Annotated in this window: 15 protein-coding genes; 10 read left to right on the top strand and 5 right to left on the bottom strand. The window is 57.6% G+C overall.

Features of this window, described 5'->3' with window-relative positions; translation table 11 throughout:
• Nucleotides 1-15 precede the first annotated feature (15 nt).
• Nucleotides 16-894 (top strand): LysR family transcriptional regulator, encoded by an 879-nt coding sequence (locus EC836_RS15890; RefSeq protein ID WP_123334825.1) that lies wholly within the window; start codon nt 16-18, stop codon nt 892-894.
• 31 nt (nt 895-925) lie between these two features.
• On the opposite strand, the gene EC836_RS15885 is transcribed toward EC836_RS15890, so the two are convergent.
• The 4 genes from EC836_RS15885 to EC836_RS15870 all read right to left on the bottom strand — a co-directional run bounded on the left by EC836_RS15885 (nt 926) and on the right by EC836_RS15870 (nt 6,676).
• The gene (locus tag EC836_RS15885) at nt 926-2,431 is read right to left on the bottom strand and encodes a carbohydrate porin (protein WP_123334823.1); all 1,506 of its coding nucleotides are present in this window, start codon (nt 2,429-2,431) and stop codon (nt 926-928) included.
• 128 nt (nt 2,432-2,559) lie between these two features.
• Nucleotides 2,560-3,951 (bottom strand): PTS transporter subunit EIIC, encoded by a 1,392-nt coding sequence (locus tag EC836_RS15880; protein ID WP_123334821.1) that lies wholly within the window; start codon nt 3,949-3,951, stop codon nt 2,560-2,562.
• Nucleotides 3,944-5,626 (bottom strand): alpha-glucosidase, encoded by a 1,683-nt coding sequence (locus tag EC836_RS15875; protein ID WP_123334819.1) that lies wholly within the window; start codon nt 5,624-5,626, stop codon nt 3,944-3,946. Before EC836_RS15875 ends, EC836_RS15880 begins: the two co-directional genes overlap by 8 nt.
• A 48-nt stretch (nt 5,627-5,674) precedes the next feature.
• Nucleotides 5,675-6,676, bottom strand: coding sequence for a LacI family DNA-binding transcriptional regulator (locus EC836_RS15870; protein ID WP_123334817.1), 1,002 nt, complete (start codon nt 6,674-6,676; stop codon nt 5,675-5,677).
• A 360-nt stretch (nt 6,677-7,036) separates the two neighbouring features.
• On the opposite strand from EC836_RS15870, the gene EC836_RS24995 reads away from it, so the two are divergent.
• The 9 genes from EC836_RS24995 (at nt 7,037) to EC836_RS15820 (ending at nt 18,086) form a co-directional block, all read left to right on the top strand.
• The gene (locus tag EC836_RS24995) at nt 7,037-9,151 is read left to right on the top strand and encodes a glucose PTS transporter subunit IIA (protein WP_233599351.1); all 2,115 of its coding nucleotides are present in this window, start codon (nt 7,037-7,039) and stop codon (nt 9,149-9,151) included.
• Complete coding sequence (locus EC836_RS15855; RefSeq protein WP_123334815.1) at nt 9,148-10,560, top strand: glycoside hydrolase family 1 protein; 1,413 nt, start codon at nt 9,148-9,150, stop codon at nt 10,558-10,560. Before EC836_RS24995 ends, EC836_RS15855 begins: the two co-directional genes overlap by 4 nt.
• A 45-nt stretch (nt 10,561-10,605) precedes the next feature.
• Entirely contained in the window at nt 10,606-11,448 is an 843-nt protein-coding gene (locus EC836_RS15850) for a PRD domain-containing protein (protein WP_123335382.1), read from the top strand.
• A gap of 338 nt (nt 11,449-11,786) precedes the next feature.
• Complete coding sequence (locus tag EC836_RS15845; protein WP_123334813.1) at nt 11,787-12,767, top strand: TIM barrel protein; 981 nt, start codon at nt 11,787-11,789, stop codon at nt 12,765-12,767.
• Between the two features lie 44 nt (nt 12,768-12,811).
• The gene (locus EC836_RS15840) at nt 12,812-13,852 is read left to right on the top strand and encodes a substrate-binding domain-containing protein (protein ID WP_123334811.1); all 1,041 of its coding nucleotides are present in this window, start codon (nt 12,812-12,814) and stop codon (nt 13,850-13,852) included.
• Between the two features lie 18 nt (nt 13,853-13,870).
• On the top strand, nt 13,871-15,364 hold the full coding sequence (locus EC836_RS15835; protein WP_123334809.1) for a sugar ABC transporter ATP-binding protein: 1,494 nt from the start codon (nt 13,871-13,873) through the stop codon (nt 15,362-15,364).
• Nucleotides 15,365-15,391: 27 nt separating this feature from the next.
• Complete coding sequence (locus EC836_RS15830; protein ID WP_123334807.1) at nt 15,392-16,363, top strand: ABC transporter permease; 972 nt, start codon at nt 15,392-15,394, stop codon at nt 16,361-16,363.
• Nucleotides 16,363-17,220, top strand: a complete 858-nt coding sequence (locus tag EC836_RS15825) for a MurR/RpiR family transcriptional regulator (protein WP_123334805.1) — start codon at nt 16,363-16,365, stop codon at nt 17,218-17,220. Before EC836_RS15830 ends, EC836_RS15825 begins: the two co-directional genes overlap by 1 nt.
• 2 nt (nt 17,221-17,222) lie before the next feature.
• A complete protein-coding gene (locus EC836_RS15820) occupies nt 17,223-18,086 on the top strand; it encodes a PfkB family carbohydrate kinase (RefSeq protein WP_123334803.1) in 864 nt (287 codons plus the stop codon).
• A gap of 119 nt (nt 18,087-18,205) precedes the next feature.
• Here the strand turns inward: EC836_RS15820 and EC836_RS15815 are convergent, their stop codons facing one another.
• On the bottom strand, nt 18,206-18,967 hold the full coding sequence (locus EC836_RS15815) for a FadR/GntR family transcriptional regulator (protein WP_123334801.1): 762 nt from the start codon (nt 18,965-18,967) through the stop codon (nt 18,206-18,208).
• Nucleotides 18,968-18,973 lie beyond the last annotated feature (6 nt).

Below are 18,973 nucleotides of genomic sequence, written 5' to 3'. Positions count from 1 at the left end.
TTAGCAGGTTTATTCATGACGCCGAAGCAGATGGAAGTGTTCATCCACGTGGTCCAGTCGGGTTCGGTTACCGCCGCCGCACAGCAGTTAGCCATGTCCCAGCCCTCGGTCAGTAAAAGCCTGGCCCTGACCGAGCAGCAGATGGGCTTCAGCCTGTTCGATCGCTATAACGGCAAGATGCAGCCGACGCCGGAGGCCGCCCAGCTGTATGAAGAAGCGCTGCGCGTGCATCAGGATCGGGTGCGGTTCGACCGCTTCGTGGAGCATCTGCGCCGCTACCGCGTCGGGCAGCTGCGGGTGTGCGCCACCCCGGCGCTGGCGCTGAACCTGCTGCCGCAGGCGCTGGCCCGCTTTCGCGAGGAATTCCCGGACTACGGCGTGGTGGTGGATATGTGCGTCAATCATGAAATCGAACAGGCGGTGGAAGACGGGCGCTACGACCTCGGCTTTGTGGTTAAACCGGGGCACGGCACGCCGGACGATCCGCTGCGGGTCAGCCGGGGAGAAATGGTCTGCGTGCTGCCGGAAGGGCATCCGCTGGCGCAGCAGGCGGAGGTGAACTGGCAGGATATCGCCCCGCACGAGCTGATCTTTATCACTACCGACACCCGGCTGGTGGCGATGATTGCCGAGGTGGTGCCGGAGTTTCGCCAGCGGCAGGTGGCGGCGGTAGAAACCAATCGCTACAGCATGGCGATTAACCTGGTGAAGCACGGCGGCGGCGTGACCATCGTTGACCGTTTTTCGCTGCTGGAAATCGACACCCGGGGGCTGGCGATAAGGCCTTTCCGCCCGGCGCTTCAGGTGTCGGTAATGGCAGCGGTAACGGCGCGGAGCCTGGCTTCACGCCCGGCGGAGGTGTTTATTGCCGCGATGAAGGGGCTGATGCACTGAACTCAGCCCCGTTACCGTTAGCCGGTTAACCTCAGAACCAGGTTTCCAGCTGCGTGCCGACCATCAGCGAACCGCCGCTGTGATAGCCCGCGTTGCCGAAGGTATCGGTTGAAGAGTAGTTATCCAGATTTTTGTCCCAGTTCATCCAGGTGACGAAGAATCGGATCTCCGGACGCTCGAAGAAGTCGGTGACGTTCTGCATTTTAAAGGTCGGCGCGAAGGTCAGCTTGTAGTAGCTGCCGGACACCGGCTTATTGCCGTTAAAGCCCTTCGGATCGATGTCCATATACTGATAGCTGGCCTCGTACTGCAGGGCAAAGTTCTGATTAATTTCCTGAATCAGCCGCGTGTTCAGCGTCACCCAGTCATAGTGATCGGATTCGATGTAGCGGCTGTTGCTGCTTTGCGCCACCAGCAGCGGGGCAATACTCAGTTTGTCACTCAGCCGGGTGATGCCGTAGGTGGCGAACTTCACCGTCCAGGCATCGTCAATCAGATAGCCATCCGATCCCGGCCCGCGCACCTCGGCCCCCAGCGCCTTACCGTACAGCAGCACGGTTTTGGTCGACCCCTCGTTAAGGCCGTAGAAGCTGTCGCCGTGCCACGCCAGCATGGTGTTGAAGCCGTGCGAGGCGGCGTTATCCTGCGCCAGACCGTCGTTGATCCGCTTGTCGTTTTCCTTCGAATAGAGGCCGTTCAGCATCCACTGCCAGCCGCCGACGCGGTTGTTCAGCGAGAAGGTGTAGTTCTGGATAAAGGTATTATCGGCGCCGGTCATGTTGTTGTATTCAACGTTTTCCATCGCATCGATATCGTTGAAGTTACGCCCGTAAACCGACAGGTTGGTTTTCACGTCGCCGAAGAAATTCACGTCGTAAATCCCCGCGCCGGTGCCGATCAGGTTCATCATGTCCGAATCCAGCCAGTGGATATCGAAGTTATCCCGATCCTCGCGCTTGCCCGCCCACAGCGTTGAGCCGCTGAATGCGCCGGTGAAGGTGGGCAGATCGCTCATCTCCACAAACGCCTGGCGCAGGTTCATCTGGCCGTTAAACGCGCTGTCGGTGTTATAGGTTTTGTCCCACTCGGCAATTTTCATGTAGTAGCGGAAGCTCGAATCGTTGGCATAGTGGCGCTTGTAGTCGAAGTCGGCGGTAACGTAGGTATCGGCTTCATTACCCAGGCGGCCAACGCTGCCGCCGGTGCTGCCTGCGGGCGTCAGTGAAGGGCCGACCGTAGTGGTGGTGCCCTGTTTTCCGCTCAGAATACCGGTGCGGGCGTAGCCGCCGAATTTAATCTCGGTATCGTCATTAATAATATCGCTCTTGCTGTTTTTATTTTTTAATTCCGCGTCGCTGGCTCGTTTCTCCGCCACGGCAATTTTATTTTCAGCGAGCGTTAATTGTTTTTGTGAAAGCTTAAGTTCTGCCTCCACTTTTTCCAATCTGGCGTTAATTTCCGCCAGGGTTAATTCCGCTGCGTGCGCAGGGAAAGTACAGGCCAGGGTACAGAAAGTAAGAAAGGCTATTTTCATCATGAATACCTGTGAGTCACCCTGCTCTGAATAGAAATATTCAGGGCATGCGGGTTGCCATTAATAAAGTGAAGCGTGCTTTTACAGCAAAGGATTACGGCAAAGGGTTTACGGCATCGGTCTGTGATTTATTATCGTTTTTTATTATCCACCCTGACCAGCAGCAGCGTGCAGACAAAGGCGAAGACGGCCACGGCCACGCCGACGGTGATATAGGTAATAAACTGATAGCGGTCGTACAGGTACATCAGCGGCGACAGCAGCACCGCCAGCCCGTAGGAGTTGGCTTTGATCGACAGCAGGGAGAGCACCATGCCGCCCAGCGCCGAACTGCACAGCATCACGGCAATCGCCCGCATACCGGACTGCATGACGATACCGAACAGCGCAGGTTCCGAAACGCCCAGCAGCTGGGTGACGGTGGCCGAGATCCCGGCGGTCTTAAACGCCACGTTTTTCGACTTGAGGGAGATCGCCAGGCACACGGCGGCGTTGGCGAACCCGTACATTGCGCAGACGGTGATCAGCGGATTGAACCCGGTGCCGGCGATCAGCGACGTCTCAATCATAATGAACATATGGTGCATCCCGGTCATCACCGCAATCGGATAGATAAAGCCGATCAGCAGGCCGCCGATACCGGCAGGCAGCGCCAGGAACTGCTGGATAGCCATTACCGCATAGTGCTCAAAGCCGTGCACCAGCGGGCCGAGCACCAGCAGCGCAATCGCCACGGCGCAGAGGATCACCAGGAACGGGGTGAAGATCAGATCCATCGAGTTGGGCATAATCCGGCGGAAAACCTTCTCCAGCTTTGCGCCGATAATGCCGGTGATCAGCGCGGTCAGTATCGACCCCTGATAGCCGACCAGCGGAATAAAACCGAAGAGATAGATCGGCTGCGCGCTGCCGTAAGCGACCGAATAGGCGTTAGGCAGGGCGGGGGACACCAGCATCAGCCCGATCAGAAAACCGATAATCGGCGTGCCGCCAAACTTCTTAAACGCCGACCAGCAGATAAACGCCGCCAGAAATGCAAACGCCGTATCGCACAGCACGGTCATCAGGGTGGTCACCGAAGCCGGCAGGGCAAGGGTGCTGGCGCCAAACATCGCCAGCACCGTATCGTTAAACAGCACCCCTTTCAGCCCGAGGAACAGCCCGGTTGCCCCCAGCACCGGCACGATTGGCACAAACACGTCCGAGAGGTGGCGGATCCCCGCCTGCAGCGAGCCGCTGCCCTGGCGGCTCATCTCATCCTTGCTGACTTCGCTGATATTAAACGCCTGCATAAACTCGGCGTAAACTTTATTCACAATCCCGGTGCCGAGAATCACCTGATACTGCCCTGAGTTAAAAAAGACGCCTTTCACTTCACTGACGTTTCTTATTTTTTCATCGTCAATCTGAGCGCGATCTTTTACCTGAAGACGCAGTCGCGTTGCACAGTGGGTTGCGGAAATAATATTTTCCCGGCCAATGACATTCACCAGTTCAATAGCAATATTTTTATATTTATTCATGTTGGGTGGTTCCCTTAATAAGAATGCTTTGATAAGGCTTTAATGATGTACTGAACTGCGGGTAGTTATTAACGATAATTTCTCCCTCCGGTAATGGATAATAAACCTCGTGTTGACTGAGGTTGGTCACAGAAATAAAGCATGCGCTCTCCGTGCGGCGCTGATAGCTGATAATTTCCGGTTCGGCGGTTACCAGCGGGATAAAATCACCCCAGATCAGCGCATCGGAATATTCTTTGCGCAGACGAATCAGCAGCTGGTAAAAGGCAAACACCGAATCCGCATCCTGCTGCTGTGCGGCGGCGTTAATCAACGCGTCCTCTGCGGACAGCGCCAGCCAGGGTTTCGCCCCCTGATTAAATCCGCTGTTTGCCGTGTTGTCCCACGGGAACGGCGTGCGAGAGTTGTCCCGCGAGCGGTGATTGACGAACGCCAGCGACTGCCGCTCGGAGAACCCTTCCGCCAGCGCGCGATGGTAGTTATCAATGCTGGAGATGTCGTCGAACTCGCTGATATCGCTGCGGCAGAAGTTGGTCATGCCCAGCTCCTGGCCCTGGTAGATGTACGGCGTGCCGCGCAGGAAGAAGTACATCGACGCCAGGCATTTCGCGCCGATGGCATTCTGATAGTCCGGGTGAACCAGTTTTGACAGCGCTCGCGGCTGGTCGTGATTCTCAATAAAGCTGGTGCCCCAGCCGCACTGCGCAAAGGCGTTCTGGCTGTCGAACAGCGCGTCGCGGAACTCTGCCACCGTCCAGTCGCGGCGGCGGAACCACTCCGAGCCGTTTTCCACATCGATGTCCGCCGCGTGGAAGTCAAAGATCATATCGAAGTAGCCGTTCTCGCCGATAAACTGGCCGTATTCCGCATAGGGAACGCCCGGCGCTTCACCCACGGTCACGCAGGCAAATCTATCAAAGGTGTTTTCCTTCAGCTCGTTCAGAAATACGTCAATGCCGGGGCGGTTGCGCGCCTTGCTTTTTATCGACCCCAGCCCGTCCGCGCCGTCGACCGGCACGGAGGCGTAGTCGGCATCTTTCTTGATAAAGGTAATCGCATCCACGCGGAATCCGGCCACGCCTTTCTCCAGCCACCAGTTGATCATCCGGTAGATATCGTGGCGCATCTGCGGGTTTTCCCAGTTCAGGTCGGGCTGCTTTTTGTGGAACACGTGCAGGTAATACGTCTCTTCTCCCGGCACCTTTTCCCACGCGCTGCCGCCGAAAATCGATCGCCAGTTATTGGGCGGCAGGCCGTTGACCGCCGGGCGGAACAGATAATAATCGCGATAGGGGGATTCCGCATGGGCCAGCGCCTGACGGAACCACTGATGCTCATCGCTGGTGTGATTCACCACCAGGTCGATCATGATTTTAATCCCCAGCGCCGCGGCTTTCTCGATCAGCATATCCACATCGCGCATCTCGCCGAACTCCGGGTTTACCGCGTAGTAATCGGCAATGTCATAGCCGTTATCGGCCATCGGCGACAGATAGAAGGGCGAAATCCACAGCAGGGTCACGCCCAGCGACTGCAGATAGGGCAGTTTTTCGATGATGCCCGGCAGGTCGCCAACCCCGTCGTTGTTACTGTCTTTGAAGCTCCTCGGATAGATTTGGTAAATCACGGATTCCTTCCACCAGGCGTTATCCTGGTCTCTTTGCTGCTTTAACATGTCCACCTCTATGATGTGGTATCGATACCACATTGTGATAAAAAAAATTTACGCCGACTTTCTGAGCACCAGTTCCGCTTTCAGATCGTCACTGTTGTAGCGGTAGGGTTTACCGGCGATAAGCGCAATTAAATACTCCACCGAGAACTGGCCCAGCTTGTCCACCGGCTGATTCACCGTGGTAATCGGTACACTGACCATTTCAGAAACCGGCAGGTTATCGAAGCCGACCACCGCGATATCCTGCGGCACCCGGATATCATGGTTGGTCAGCCAGGTCACCAGACCGCAGGCCACATCGTCACTGCCGGTAAATACCACGTCGGGCCGTGCGGAAGGGGGCAGCGCCGCCAGCTGTTCCGCCAGGCGGATGCCGTCTTTGTAGCTGTGCAGCCTGCGGAAAATCAGCGCGTCATCAACGGATCTGCCCGCGGCCGCCATCGCCTTCAGGAAGCCCCGGTTGCGGCGCTCGCCGTGGCCTTTTTGCAGAAAGTCGCCGCCGGTGCAGTAGGCGATTTTCTGGTAGCCCTGTTCGAGCAGATAGCCCATCGCATTAAACGTTGCCTCTTCATCATCCACCCGCACCACCGGCAGATCCGAGCCCTCCACGCGGGTGTTGCACAGCAGAATAGGGCCGTGCTGCTGGTATTTTTCCAGCACCGATTTATCGCTCTCCACCGAGCAGAGGATCAGGCCATCAATAATCTTTTTCTTCAGCAGATCGAGGCAGTTGGCCTCTTCCCCCGCGCTGTCGTGGTTCTGCACGATCAGCACCGAGTAGCCGTTTTTACGTGCCGTGACTTCCAGCGCATCCACCAGATTAGCGAAAAAGGGGTTGGTTATCCGCGACACCAGAATGCCGATGCGATGCGACTTCACCCCGCGCATCTGCTGCGCGGCGGTGCTTGGCTCGTAGTCCAGCGCCTTCATCGCCGCGAGGATACGCACTTTCTTATCTTCGGAGATGTAAGGGTGGTTATTCAGAAAGCGCGAGACGGTCGTCACCGACAGTCCGGCGTGCTCTGCCACATCTTTAATGGTTGCAGTCATAATGTATGAAATCGATATCAGAATGCCGCTACGCTATTTTTTGCCGGCAGAATTGTCAAACGCAACCTTCCAGAATTTGATCGCAATCACATGAAAGCGGTCAGAAATTTCCAGATGGCAGCCAGGGGGCGGCAGCGTGCGGTAAAAGTTGAGAGCCAGATCGCATTACTGCATTCAGGGGATTGCCAGCCTGCACCGGCTCTGTCGATAATCGCCACGCAACGAGCTTTACAGGTTGCCGTGATTTTTATTAAGGCGTGTAACTGGTAAAGCAGGCAAGACCAAAATAAAAATGCTCCTCCATCATGAGGTGCATTTCTTATTTTGGTCTTTTTTTTTGGTTTTTTTCCGGGGAAAACAGTGGATTACAAACAGCTCGCCCATCAAATCCTGTCGCTCGGCGGCGGAAAAAGCAACATCAGCAGGCTCACCCACTGCGCAACGCGGCTGCGAATGGAATTTAACGATCGCGCCAAAGTTGACGCGCAGGCCATTGAAAAACTGCCGGGCGTGATTGGCGTGGTGGAGAGCGGCGGCCAGTTTCAGATTGTGGTCGGCAATCAGGTGCAGCAAACCTATCGCACGCTGATGTCGGAAATTGGCACACTCAACGCGCAGCCCGCTGGCGGAAACGCGGCGGCGAAAAAAAGCGGGATATTCAGCCAGATTATCAGCGTGATCTCCACCACCTTCACCCCGGTGATCCCGGCGATTACCGGCGCGGGGATGATCAAGGCGCTGCTGGCAATCCTGAAGCTTTGCGGTTTAATCAGCGCCAGCAGCACCACCTATCAGCTGCTGGATACCATTGCCGACGCCGCGTTCTTCTTCCTGCCGGTGCTGCTGGCCTACGGTGCAGCGATTAAATTTGCCTGTAGCCCGATTCTGGCGATGACCATCGCCGGGGCGCTGCTGCACCCAAACCTGGCGCAAATGCTGGCAAAAGGCGGCGACATCACCTTTATCGGCATCGATGTGCGGCTGGCGGACTATGCCGGTTCGGTGCTGCCGATTATTTTCACCGTCTGGCTGATGTCGTGGGTGGAGCGCTTTGCGGAAAAAGTCTCGCCGTCGATGCTGGTGTTTTTTATCAAGCCGATGATTGTCCTGTTGGTCACGGCACCGCTGGCGCTGGTGGTGGTGGGGCCGTTTGGCATCCTGCTTAACGATCTGGTCGCCGCCGGTGCCGCCGTGGTTAACGGGAAAGCCAGCTGGCTGATTCCAATGCTGATGGGCGGTCTGCAGCCTTTCCTGGTGATCACCGGCACGGCGTGGGCGATGACGCCGATTGCCACCGCCCAGCTGACCCGTCAGGGCTTTGAAACCATCAACGGCCCCGGCATGCTGGCCTCGAATATTGCGCAGGGCGCGGCAACGCTGTGCGTGGCGCTGAAAACTAAAAATAAAGATCTGAAGCAGCTGGCGTCGTCGGCCGGTTTCACCGCGCTGCTGGGGATTACCGAACCGTCGCTGTACGGCGTGACGCTGAAGCTGAAGCGCCCGCTGATTGCCGCGATGATCGGCGGCGGCTGCGCCGGGATTTACGCCGGGCTGAGCGGCGTGGTGCGCTATGCGTTTGTTTCGCCGGGCCTGGCCGCGCTGCCCGCGTTTATCGGCGATAATCCGATGAATATCGTCCATGCACTGATCACCTGTGCCATCGCCATTGTGGTGACTTTCGCGCTGACCTGGTTCCTCGGCTTTGACGATCCGCAGCCGGAAGGAGAGGGTGATTTATCGCCTTCTGATGGTTCCCCTTCAGCCGGGGCGAAACCCGCCGGTAGCGGAGCATCTCCGGTGTCTAAGGTGGCAGTATCAGCCACGGCCGAATCGAAACAGGCCAGCCCTGCGGCATCCTCCATCGCCAGGTCGGAAGCGCAGGCCGCACAAGGTGCTGGATATCCCTCTGCCAGCGCGACGCCGCTGGCAAATACTGCCCCGGCATCTGCCAGCACCGCGCCGGTGACAAATACTGACACGTCAGCGGCTCATTCGCAGCCGTCTGAAACGCTGCGCAGCCCGCTCAGCGGCCGCATTGTGCCGCTCTCCGCGGTGCCGGACGACGTCTTCTCCCTCGGCCTGCTGGGCCAGGGCGTAGCCATCGTCCCGGATCGCGGCGTGCTGCTCTCCCCGGTAGCGGGGGAAGTGGTGACCTTCCTGCCGTCTAAGCACGCGGTGGGCATCAAATCGGACGGCGGTGCGGAAATTCTGATCCATATCGGTATTGATACGGTCAATCTGGCCGGTCAGCACTTCAGCTCTGCTTTGCAGGTTGGCGACCGCGTCAGCCCGGGTGACGAACTGGTGAGCTTCGATCTGGCGGCGATTATTGCCGCCGGCTATGACCCGATCACCCCGGTGCTGGTGGTTAACAGCGAAGAATATGGGGCGGTTGAGGCCGTTGCTGACGGCCAGATCGCCACGGGGGCCGATCTGCTGGCTCTGAGAAATCAATCAAGGGAGACTACAGCATGATTTATCGTCAGACAGCACCGTTCCCAGCCGATTTTTTATGGGGCGCTTCAACCTCGGCCTATCAGGTAGAGGGCGCGTGGAACGAAGACGGCAAAAGCCCGTCGGTGATTGATATGTGCCAGCACGCGGCGGAAACGGCGGATTTTACCGTGGCCAGCGATCACTATCATCGCGTGATGGAGGACGTTGCGCTGTTCGCCGAGCTGGGGCTGAAGGCCTATCGCTTCTCGATTGCGTGGACGCGCATCATCCCCGGCGGCGTCGGGGAGGTGAATCCGGCCGGTCTGGCCTTCTACGAGCGGTTGATTGACGAGCTGAACCGCCACGGCATAGAACCGATTGTCACCCTGTACCATTTCGATCTGCCGTGGTGCCTTGAGCAGCAGGGCGGCTGGAACAACCGGGCAACCATCGACGCCTTTGTGGCGTACGCGCGCACGCTGTTTACCCACTTCGGAGAAAAGGTTCGCTACTGGCTGACCATCAACGAACAGAACACCATGATCCTCCATCCGGGGGCGATTGGCCTGCCGGAAGGCGGCGTGATGCCCACGGCAAAATCGCTGTGGCAGCAGAACCACCATATGATGCTGGCCCAGGCGCAGGTGATGGCGCTCTGTCACCGCCTGCTGCCGACGGCGAAAATCGGCCCGGCGATCAACACGACCTCGATGTATGCGGAAACGTGCAAACCGGAAGATGCCATTGCGGCGCACAACTGGGAAACCCTGCGCGGCTGGAATTTCCTCGACGTGGCGGTACACGGGCGCTACAACTCGCTGGCCTGGCGCTACCTGCTGGACCGCGATATCGCGCCGGACGTCGCTGAAGGCGATGCGGCGATCCTGCAGCAGGGCAGGCCGGACTACGTGGCGATCAACTACTACTCTACGGCCACCATCGCCGCCAGCCGCGGCGACGCCTCGGATATCAGCGCCCGCGCCGGGGATCAGCAGATTATGCTGGGTGAACCCGGTGTTTATCGCGCGGCGGAAAATCCCTTCGTCGGCAAAACCCAGTACGGCTGGGTGGTCGATCCGGTGGGCCTGCGCCTGACGCTGCGCAAAACCTGGGAGCGCTACAACCTGCCGATCCTGATCACCGAAAACGGCATCGGCGCGCCGGACGAGCTGGAAGCGGGCGAGGTGATTAACGACGACTACCGCATCGACTTTTTACGCCAGCATATCGCGCAGCTTCAGCTGGCGCTGGCGGATGGCGTGGAGGTGATCGGCTACTGCCCGTGGTCGGCGATTGATGTGGTCAGCACCCATCAGGGCTACGGCAAACGCTACGGCTTTATCTACGTAAACCGCGGCGAGCACGATCTGAAAGACCTGAAGCGCATTCGCAAGCAGAGCTTCGGCTGGTATCAGCAGGTGATTGCCAGCAACGGGCAGAGCCTGTAAAACAACACGCAGCAGACAATGGCCGGGTGGCGATAAATGGAAAAAATGACGGTAGTAAAGGTGCTGAATAACAGTCTGGTGTTAGCCAGTACCCCCGGCCATGAAGACGTGATTGCGATGGGCAAAGGGCTGGGCTTCAGCAGCCGGCCCGGCGACGAGCTGGATCCGCAGAAAATCGAAAAAATCTACGCGGTGCAGAACAGCCCGGCCGCCCGCGACTACCTGCGGGTGATTGAAAACTCGCCGGAATACCTGCCGCCGCTGGTGCAGTCGCTGATCGACCAGGCCAACGTCGGGTTGAACGGCCGCCTCAGCGAGCAGCTGTTTTTTACCCTGATGGATCACCTCAGCTTTGCGATTGAGCGTTTCCACAAGGGCATTGCCATCCAGAACCGGCTGCTGTTTGAGGTGAAGCGCTTCTATCCGCGTGAATTCGCGCTGGCGCAGCAGGCGGTCAATACGCTGAATCAGCGGCTGGCCATCAGCCTGCCGGAAGAGGAGGCGGGTAACATCGCCTTCCATCTGGTCAACGGGCAGACCGAGGTGCTGAATATGGAATCCACGCTGCTGTCGGTGAAGATGCTGAAAGATATCTTCAACATCATCAAATATCACTTCCGCGTGGAGATCGATCGCGACTCGCTGAACTATCAGCGTTTTCTGACCCACCTGCAGTTTTTCATCCAGCGGATGATCGAACGGCGGCAGATCGCCACCAAAGACGATTTCATCTTCGAACAGGTGCGCGGCGAGTATCCCGATCACTATCGCGCCAGCCAGCTGATCGGCGAATACGTGCTGAATCTGCTGCAGGTAACGCTCACCACCGACGAGCTGCTGTACCTGATGATCCATCTGGTGCGGGTGGTGCCGACCGAGACCGAATAGACTCAGCATACTGACGCTAAACCTGCTCTCCGCTCTACAGTTTGAATTTCACACCTCACAGCGGTCATTCGCGACCTTCAGATATTCGATTTCATGCAGTAATTTCAGCCCGATACCTCATTCGGGCACCGTTCGCTTGTAGCGCACAACTGACGTCTCATTCTGCTTTCCAGCTCCTCTGTACCCTCAACTAAAAATCGTGAATCCCGTCTCAAAATGCGGATTTAGGCCGTCCGCCGTCTTGCAGGCCGTCTTACAGAGTGATAACAATATACTTATTCACAAATAATCGTGAAGTAGTAAAGTAATTCACAAGACCTTCAACCAGGGACACTGCCATGTCAGAACTAAAGTTTGCCACACGTCTTAACTCTTTTGCCTCCGGGGCCTGGCGCTACTGGCCAGAACTCAAGGGAAAACCGTCGGTACTGCAAATGATTGAGCGGGCCGCCACGGCGAAGGGGCTGACCCATCTGGATTTGAACTATCCTCAGCACATTACTGATGATGTCAAAACCATGCGCCTGAAAATTGAGGATGTCGGACTGGCGGTCAACGGCATGCAGATGCGTTGGGATGCGCCAGAATTCAAAATCGGTGCCTACACCAATCCCGATGCGAAAGTCCGCCGCCAGGCCATCGAACTGACCAAGCGCGGCATTGATGCCGGGCGTGAGTTTGGTGCCAGCATCATGACCCTGTGGATGGGCCAGGACGGGTTTGACTACTGCTTCCAGGCCGACTACAAAAAAATCTGGGAAGATGCGGTCAGCGCGGTGCGTGAAGTGGCGGAATACGCGGGTGATATGGATGTCAGTATCGAGTACAAGCCGAATGAACCGCGTGCGTTTGCCATTTTCCCTAATGTCACCACCTGCCTGCTGGCGGTGGAAGAGGCGGGCTGCCCCAACCTTGGCATCACCCTCGACTTTGCTCACGTGCTGTATGCCAACGAGATCCCGGCCTATGCGGCCGCAATGGTTGCCCGCCGCTCGCGCCTGCTCGGACTGGATCTGAACGACGGCTGGGGCAAGCGTGATGACGGTCTGATGGCCGCCTCGGTTAACCCGCGCGCCACGCTGGAATTCCTCTGGCAGATGAAGCGCGACGGCTACAAGGGCGCCTACTACTTCGATACCTTCCCGGACGCCAGCGGCCTTGATCCGGTACGTGAAGCCGAAACCAACATCGCCACGGTCACCCGGCTGCTTAAGCTGTGCGACCAGCTCGATGATAACGCCGCGCTGCACGACGCCATCCGTCGTCAGGACGCGGTCACCTCCCAGCAGATCGTTAATGACATTATGCTGGCGCGTTAGTCTTTACCTGAAAAATCAACCCTATAACAACATCAGGATAGATCATGAAAAAGCCATTACTCTCTGTACTCACCGCCACCTTATTCTGCTCCAGCCTGTATGCCGCCGATCTGCCGCCGCTGCAGTCGGATACCGAACCGGACCGCACCGACTGGACGCAGCTAACTGAAAAATATGGCCCGCTGCCCGCTCCGGCCAAAACCCTCAAGATTGGCGGCGTATCTAAAACGCTGACCAATGAATACTGGCGCTCGCTCGGTGACGGCTACAAGGCCAGCGGAGCAAAATACGGCTTTACCGTGGAATATCAGGCGGCGGCCAATGAAGACGACCAACTGGGCCAGCTGTCGATTGCCGAAACGCTGATCTCCCAGGGCTTTAATGGCCTGCTGGTGTCGCCGCAAACCGATGCCAACCTGCAACCGGCCTATGAAGTGGCGAAAAGCAAAGGGATCCCGGTGGTGAACGTCAATGACGCGGTGATGCCCAACGCGGCGAACTACGTGGGCAACGTGCAGAAGGATAACGGCGTGCGCGTGGCGCAGTGGTTTATTCAGCATCATCCTGAAGGCGGAAAAGTTGCGGTGATTGAAGGCCAGCCGGGTGTCTATGCGGCCGGGCAGCGCACCAAAGGCTTCCGCGAAACCATTGAGAAGAACGGCAAGTTCACCCTGGTGGCCAGCGTACCAGCCAACTGGAGCCGCGAAAATGCCTACAACGCCGCCGCCACCATTTTGCAGCAGCATCCCGACCTGATTGGCTTCTACGCCAACAACGACGGCATGGCGTTGGGCGTGGTGGAAGCAGTTCGCGCGCAGGGTAAATCTGCCCAGACCGCGGTATTTGGCACCGACGGTATTTCTGACGCCTATGCTTCTATTAAACGCGGCGAGCTGACCGGCACCGTTGACAGCTTCCCGGTTCTCACCGGTGAAGTGGCGATGGACGTCATGCTGCGCCTGATTAACGGTCAGAAAATCTCGCGCGTGGTCTCCACGCCGCAGGCGCTGATCACTAAAGAGAATGTCGATGCGTTCTCCACCAAAGATAACGACAAGCTGCGTCAACTGCTGAAGCAGCAGTAAGCCGGGGGCGGAGGGGTTATGGAACAATATTGTTTGACGATGCGCGGCATCAGTAAAAGCTACGGCAGCGCTGCGGCGGTTCAGAACGTTGATTTCTCCGTGCGGCCCGGTGAAGTTCACGCGCTAATCGGTGAAAACGGCGCGGGAAAATCGACGCTGCTGAATATTCTCTCCGGCGTGCGTGCGGCGGACGCGGGCGAGATCAGCGTGGATGGCATGGTGGTGCAGATGAAGAATCCGCTCTCCGCGCGCCAGGCGGGCATCGCCATGATCCACCAGGAGCTGCAGCACGTTCCTGAACTCTCCGTTGCCCAAAATATGTTTCTCGGACGGCCGCTGACCCGTTTCAAAGGCTGCTTTGTTGACCGTAAAGCGCAGTACAAACGGGCGCAGGCCATCCTGCGGCGGCTGGATCCGAGCATTGACCCGAACGAGCCGATCAAAAATCTGAAAGTGTCGCAGCAGCAGGTGGTGGAAATTGCCCGGGCGCTGCTGGACGATGCGAAAATTATCGCCATGGATGAGCCGACCTCCAGCCTGACGCCGCGCGAGTTCGATCGCCTGGCGGAGCTGATTAGCGATCTGAAGTCGATGAACGTGGCGCTGATTTACGTTTCGCACAAGATGAACGAAATCTTTAAGGTCTGCGACCGGGCGACCATTATGCGTGACGGCAAACAGGTTGGGGTGGTGAACATCTGCGATGAAACGGAAGAAACCATCGTCACCAAAATGGTCGGCCGCAAGATTGAAAAAGTGCAGCATCAGTCATTTATCAGCGACCGCGAAGTGCTGCGGCTGGAGGGGCTGGGCCGCGATCGCGCGGTGCTGCCCGCCAGCTTCAGCGTCCGCGCCGGGGAAGTGCTTGGCATCGCCGGGCTGGTGGGGGCCGGGCGCACCGAGCTGCTGAAGCTGATCGCCGGCATTGACCGTAAGACCTGCGGCGACGTCTGGGTTGACGGTGCCAAAGTGACAAAGCTTAACGTCAGCACGGCGATCCGCGCCGGTATCGGGCTGGTGCCGGAAGATCGTAAAAAAGAGGGCATTATCAAGCAGCGTGCGGTGAAGATGAATATGGCGCTGCCGTCGATGGCGAAGTTTACCCGCCAGGGGATCGTCAACCAGCGCCAGCTGGATAAGAAAGCGCTGGCGGTGATGACCGATCTGAATCTGCGCCCGTTAAATATTGAAAAGCCGATCGGCACGCTGAGCGGCGGAAATCAGCAAAAGGTGATTATCGGGCGCTGGGTCGCGGCGGATAATAAAGTCTTTTTATTTGATGAGCCGACGCGCGGAATAGATATCGGTGCCAAATCTGAAATTTATAATTTAATTGAAAAGCTCGCCCACCAGGGAAAAGCCATTATCGTTGTGTCATCGGAAATGCCGGAGATTATCCGTATTTCTGACCGGGTACTGGTGATGCGTGAAGGGAAGATTACCCGTGAACTGTCCGGGGATGAGATCACCGAAGAGAATATCGCGCGCTACGCGATCAACGATCTGGCTTAAGCTACGACATTTATTAAGGTAATAATCATGATGACGCAAGGTAATACTCAGCCGAAGTCTTCCCCGACGGCGCTCTTTAAATTTAACGTGCGGGATGCCGGTACATTAATCGGCCTGTTAATTATTGTGGTGACTTTCTCACTGTTGTCTCCAGTATTCTGGACGCTGCCTAACCTGCTGAATATTTTACAGCAGTCTTCAATTAACGCGATTATTGCGCTGGGCATGACGCTGGTCATTATTTCCGGGGGGATTGACCTGTCGGTGGGGCCGACCGCCGCGCTGTCTGCGGTGCTGGGGGCTACCCTGATGGTTGCCGGTGTCCCGGTGCCGCTGGCGGTGATGGCGACGCTGGGCGTCGGCGCACTGTGCGGCGTGTTTAGCGGCACGCTGGTGGCCTATGCCGGGCTTCAGCCTTTTATTGTCACCCTGGGCGGTCTGTCGCTGTTCCGCGCGCTGTCGCTGATTTTTACTAACGGTAATCCGATTTTTGGTATTCCGATGGAGTTTCGTAACGTCATCAACAGCACGCTGCTCGGCGTACCGACACCGATTATTATCGTCGTGGCGATTGCCATCACGCTGTGGGTGGTGATGAATAAAACCCCGCTGGGGGAATATATTCTGGCCGTCGGTGGCAATGAAGAAGCGGCCAGGGTTGCAGGCGTGCCCGTGAAGCGCACCAAGGTGACGGTATTTGTCATCTCCGGCGTGCTGGCCTCACTGGCATCACTGATCCTGATCGGGCGACTCGGGGCCGCCGAGCCGACGCTGGGTAACCTGTGGGAGCTGGATGCCATCGCCGCCGCGGCTATAGGAGGCGCATCGCTGATGGGCGGCAAGGGGAGCATCGTCGGTACGCTGATTGGGGCGGTGATCCTCGGTTCGCTGCGTAACGGGCTGACGCTTCTTAATATTCAGGCGTTTTATCAATTGCTTGCCACAGGCCTTATTATTATCATAGCGATGTTGATTGACAGAGCGACACGAGGCAAGTAATGAAGCAGGATCCGCGAGCCATAGGCGCTCAAATACGCATGAGATTACCCAGCCTGACGCCACTGGAAAGAAAGGTCGTAGACGCGATTACGTCAAAAACGGATTTAAATGAGCAAACGTCTATTAAAGAAATTGCTCAGGCGAATAATGTTTCTGAAGCGATGATCGTTAAAATTGCCAAGAAGTTAAGTTTTTCAGGATTTCGTGAATTCAGAAGTAGTTTGGTCTTTTATAACTATTCTGAGGTGGCCGGGCTGCATGCGGAAATAGAAGCGGATGACTCGTCGGAGCAATTGCTGGCGAAGGTATTCAGAACCTCCATTCAGGCAATGGAAGAAACCATGTCTATTTTGGATATTTCTGAATTCAACCGGGCGGCGGAAATATTATTCAAAGCGCGGCATATCGATCTGTATGCCGTCGGCGGATCCGCCACCGTGGCCCGTGATTTATCCCACAAGCTGCTTAAAATTGGGATTAAAACCACGGTCTACGATGATGCGCACATCATGCTGATGTCTGCCGCCGTGCTCTCGGATGATGATGCGGTTATCGCCATCAGCCATTCAGGGGCCACGCGGGCGGTAAACGATCCGATCAAGCTTGCGTCGCGCAACGGTGCCAGAGTGATTGCCATTACGAACTATGCCGAGTCGCCGATTGCGCGCAATGCGCAGGTGGTGCTCAATTCAACCTCTCAGGGATCGCACCTGCTCGGGGAAAATGCCGCGTCACGTATCGCCCAGCTGAACATTCTGGATGCCCTGTTTGTGGCGATAGCACAGAAGGATTTGAAGACGGCGGAAAAAAACCTGATGAAGACTCAGCAGGCGGTCCAGGACCTCAGAGAATACTAATCATGAATCAGATCCTCGTTACCGGCAGTCTCCATTACGACATTTTGATCGCCGCCCACCATCGCCCGGAAAAAGGCGAAACGGTGATCGGCAGCGGCTGCGCCTACAAGTTTGGCGGCAAAGGTGGCAATCAGGCGATATCCGCCGCCCGTGCTGGTGCGGCGGTGCGCTTTGCCGGGGCGGTCGGCGCGGACAGTCAGGGTGAATTTCTGCTGGCGGAGCTGCGACGCAACGGCGTCGATACGCAGCACGTGGCGGTAGAGCAGGGCGTGCCTTCCGGCATGAGCGTAGCGATTCAGGATGCCAGCGGGGACTATGGTGCGGTGGTGGTCTCCAGCGCCAATAACCATATTTCGCCGCTGATCTTCAGCCAGGACGCGCTGTGGCAGCAGGTATCAATGCTGGTGCTGCAAAATGAAGTCCCCGAGGCGGTAAACCTGGCCGCCGCCCGCGCCGCCCGGCAGCGCGGCATTCCGGTGTGCATTAATGCCGCTCCCGCGCGCCTGCTGAGCGGGGAACTGCTGGACTGCCTCGACGTGCTGGTGGTGAACGCGGTGGAAGCGCGGGATATGTGCGGCATCGTGGTCGATTCACTGGCCGACGCGATGCGGGCGGCGGTGTCGCTGACCGAACACTGCCGTGCGGTGGTGGTGACCGCCGGGGAGCACGGTGTTGCCTGGTGCGAAGCCGGGCAGGCTGCCGGTTCGCTGGCCGCGATAAAAGTCGAACTGGTCAGTACCCACGGCGCGGGCGACTGCTTTATGGGGATGCTCTGTGCCTCTTTGCTGCGTGGGGAAACGCTGGCAGAGTCGCTCACCCGGGCGAACCAGGCAGCGGCCGAACACGTTTCGCGCCCGGCCGTGTGATGTCCTGACGCCGGTTTATCCCCCGTGGCATCGCGCTGCGGGTGGATAAGCGACTCGGTAACCTCGGCGCGTGTATCGCCAGCTACCGGTTTATCTGACTCGTCGGTTACGCGCGGCGGCTAAACGCTGTCGCTCAGAAAGCGTTCCTCCAGCGTTGCCTCCAGCGCCAGCATTGACGCCTCGGCGTGCTGCATATGCGCGCGCATAATCGCCTCCACTTCCTCCGCATCCTTGTGGCGCATCGCGTCGATCAGGCGGCGCTGAAAGTTGATGCCCACCCGGCGATCCACCGGTTCCGGGCGTTGATAAATATCCTTGCACACTGCCAGATCCTTCAGCAGCCGCTGTAAGAAGTGGCAGAGAAACGCCAGCAGCACGTTGTCGGCATAGCTGGCGACCACGCCGTGAAAATCCAGCTCCGCCATCCGCTGCGCCCAGCGCTCATCGTCGTCGGCGGGCGGATGGTCGTAGACGGTAATCAGCTGGTTCAGTCGGGCAAAACCGGCCTCGTCGATGGCGTGGATCGCGCTGACGGCGGCGATCGGCTCCAGCGCCTTGCGCAGGGCGTAGATATTGCCGATCGACAGTTCGCGGGTGAACAGATAGTTGGAAAGCAGGCTCATGGCGCGGGTTTCGGTCATCGACTCGATAAACGCGCCGCCGCCCGGCCCGGTTTTGGTGCGGATTAGCCCCTGCACCTCCAGCGATTTCAGCGCTTCACGCACCGTGCCTTTTCCCGCGGCGTAGTGCTGGGCCAGATCTTTTTCCTGCGGCAGCCGGTCACCCGGCACCAGGTTATCGCGAATGATGGTTTCTTTAATCGCATCGACGATTTCGTCAGTGCGCTTGCGGCGCGGTGCGTCCGGGGTGTCCTGGCTCATTAATTC

The organism is Erwinia sp. JUb26 (assembly GCF_003751505.1).
Classification (GTDB): domain Bacteria; phylum Pseudomonadota; class Gammaproteobacteria; order Enterobacterales; family Enterobacteriaceae; genus Erwinia.
The sequence above is the reverse complement of the archived record's forward strand: the minus strand, read 5'-3'. Positions and strand labels throughout refer to the sequence as shown.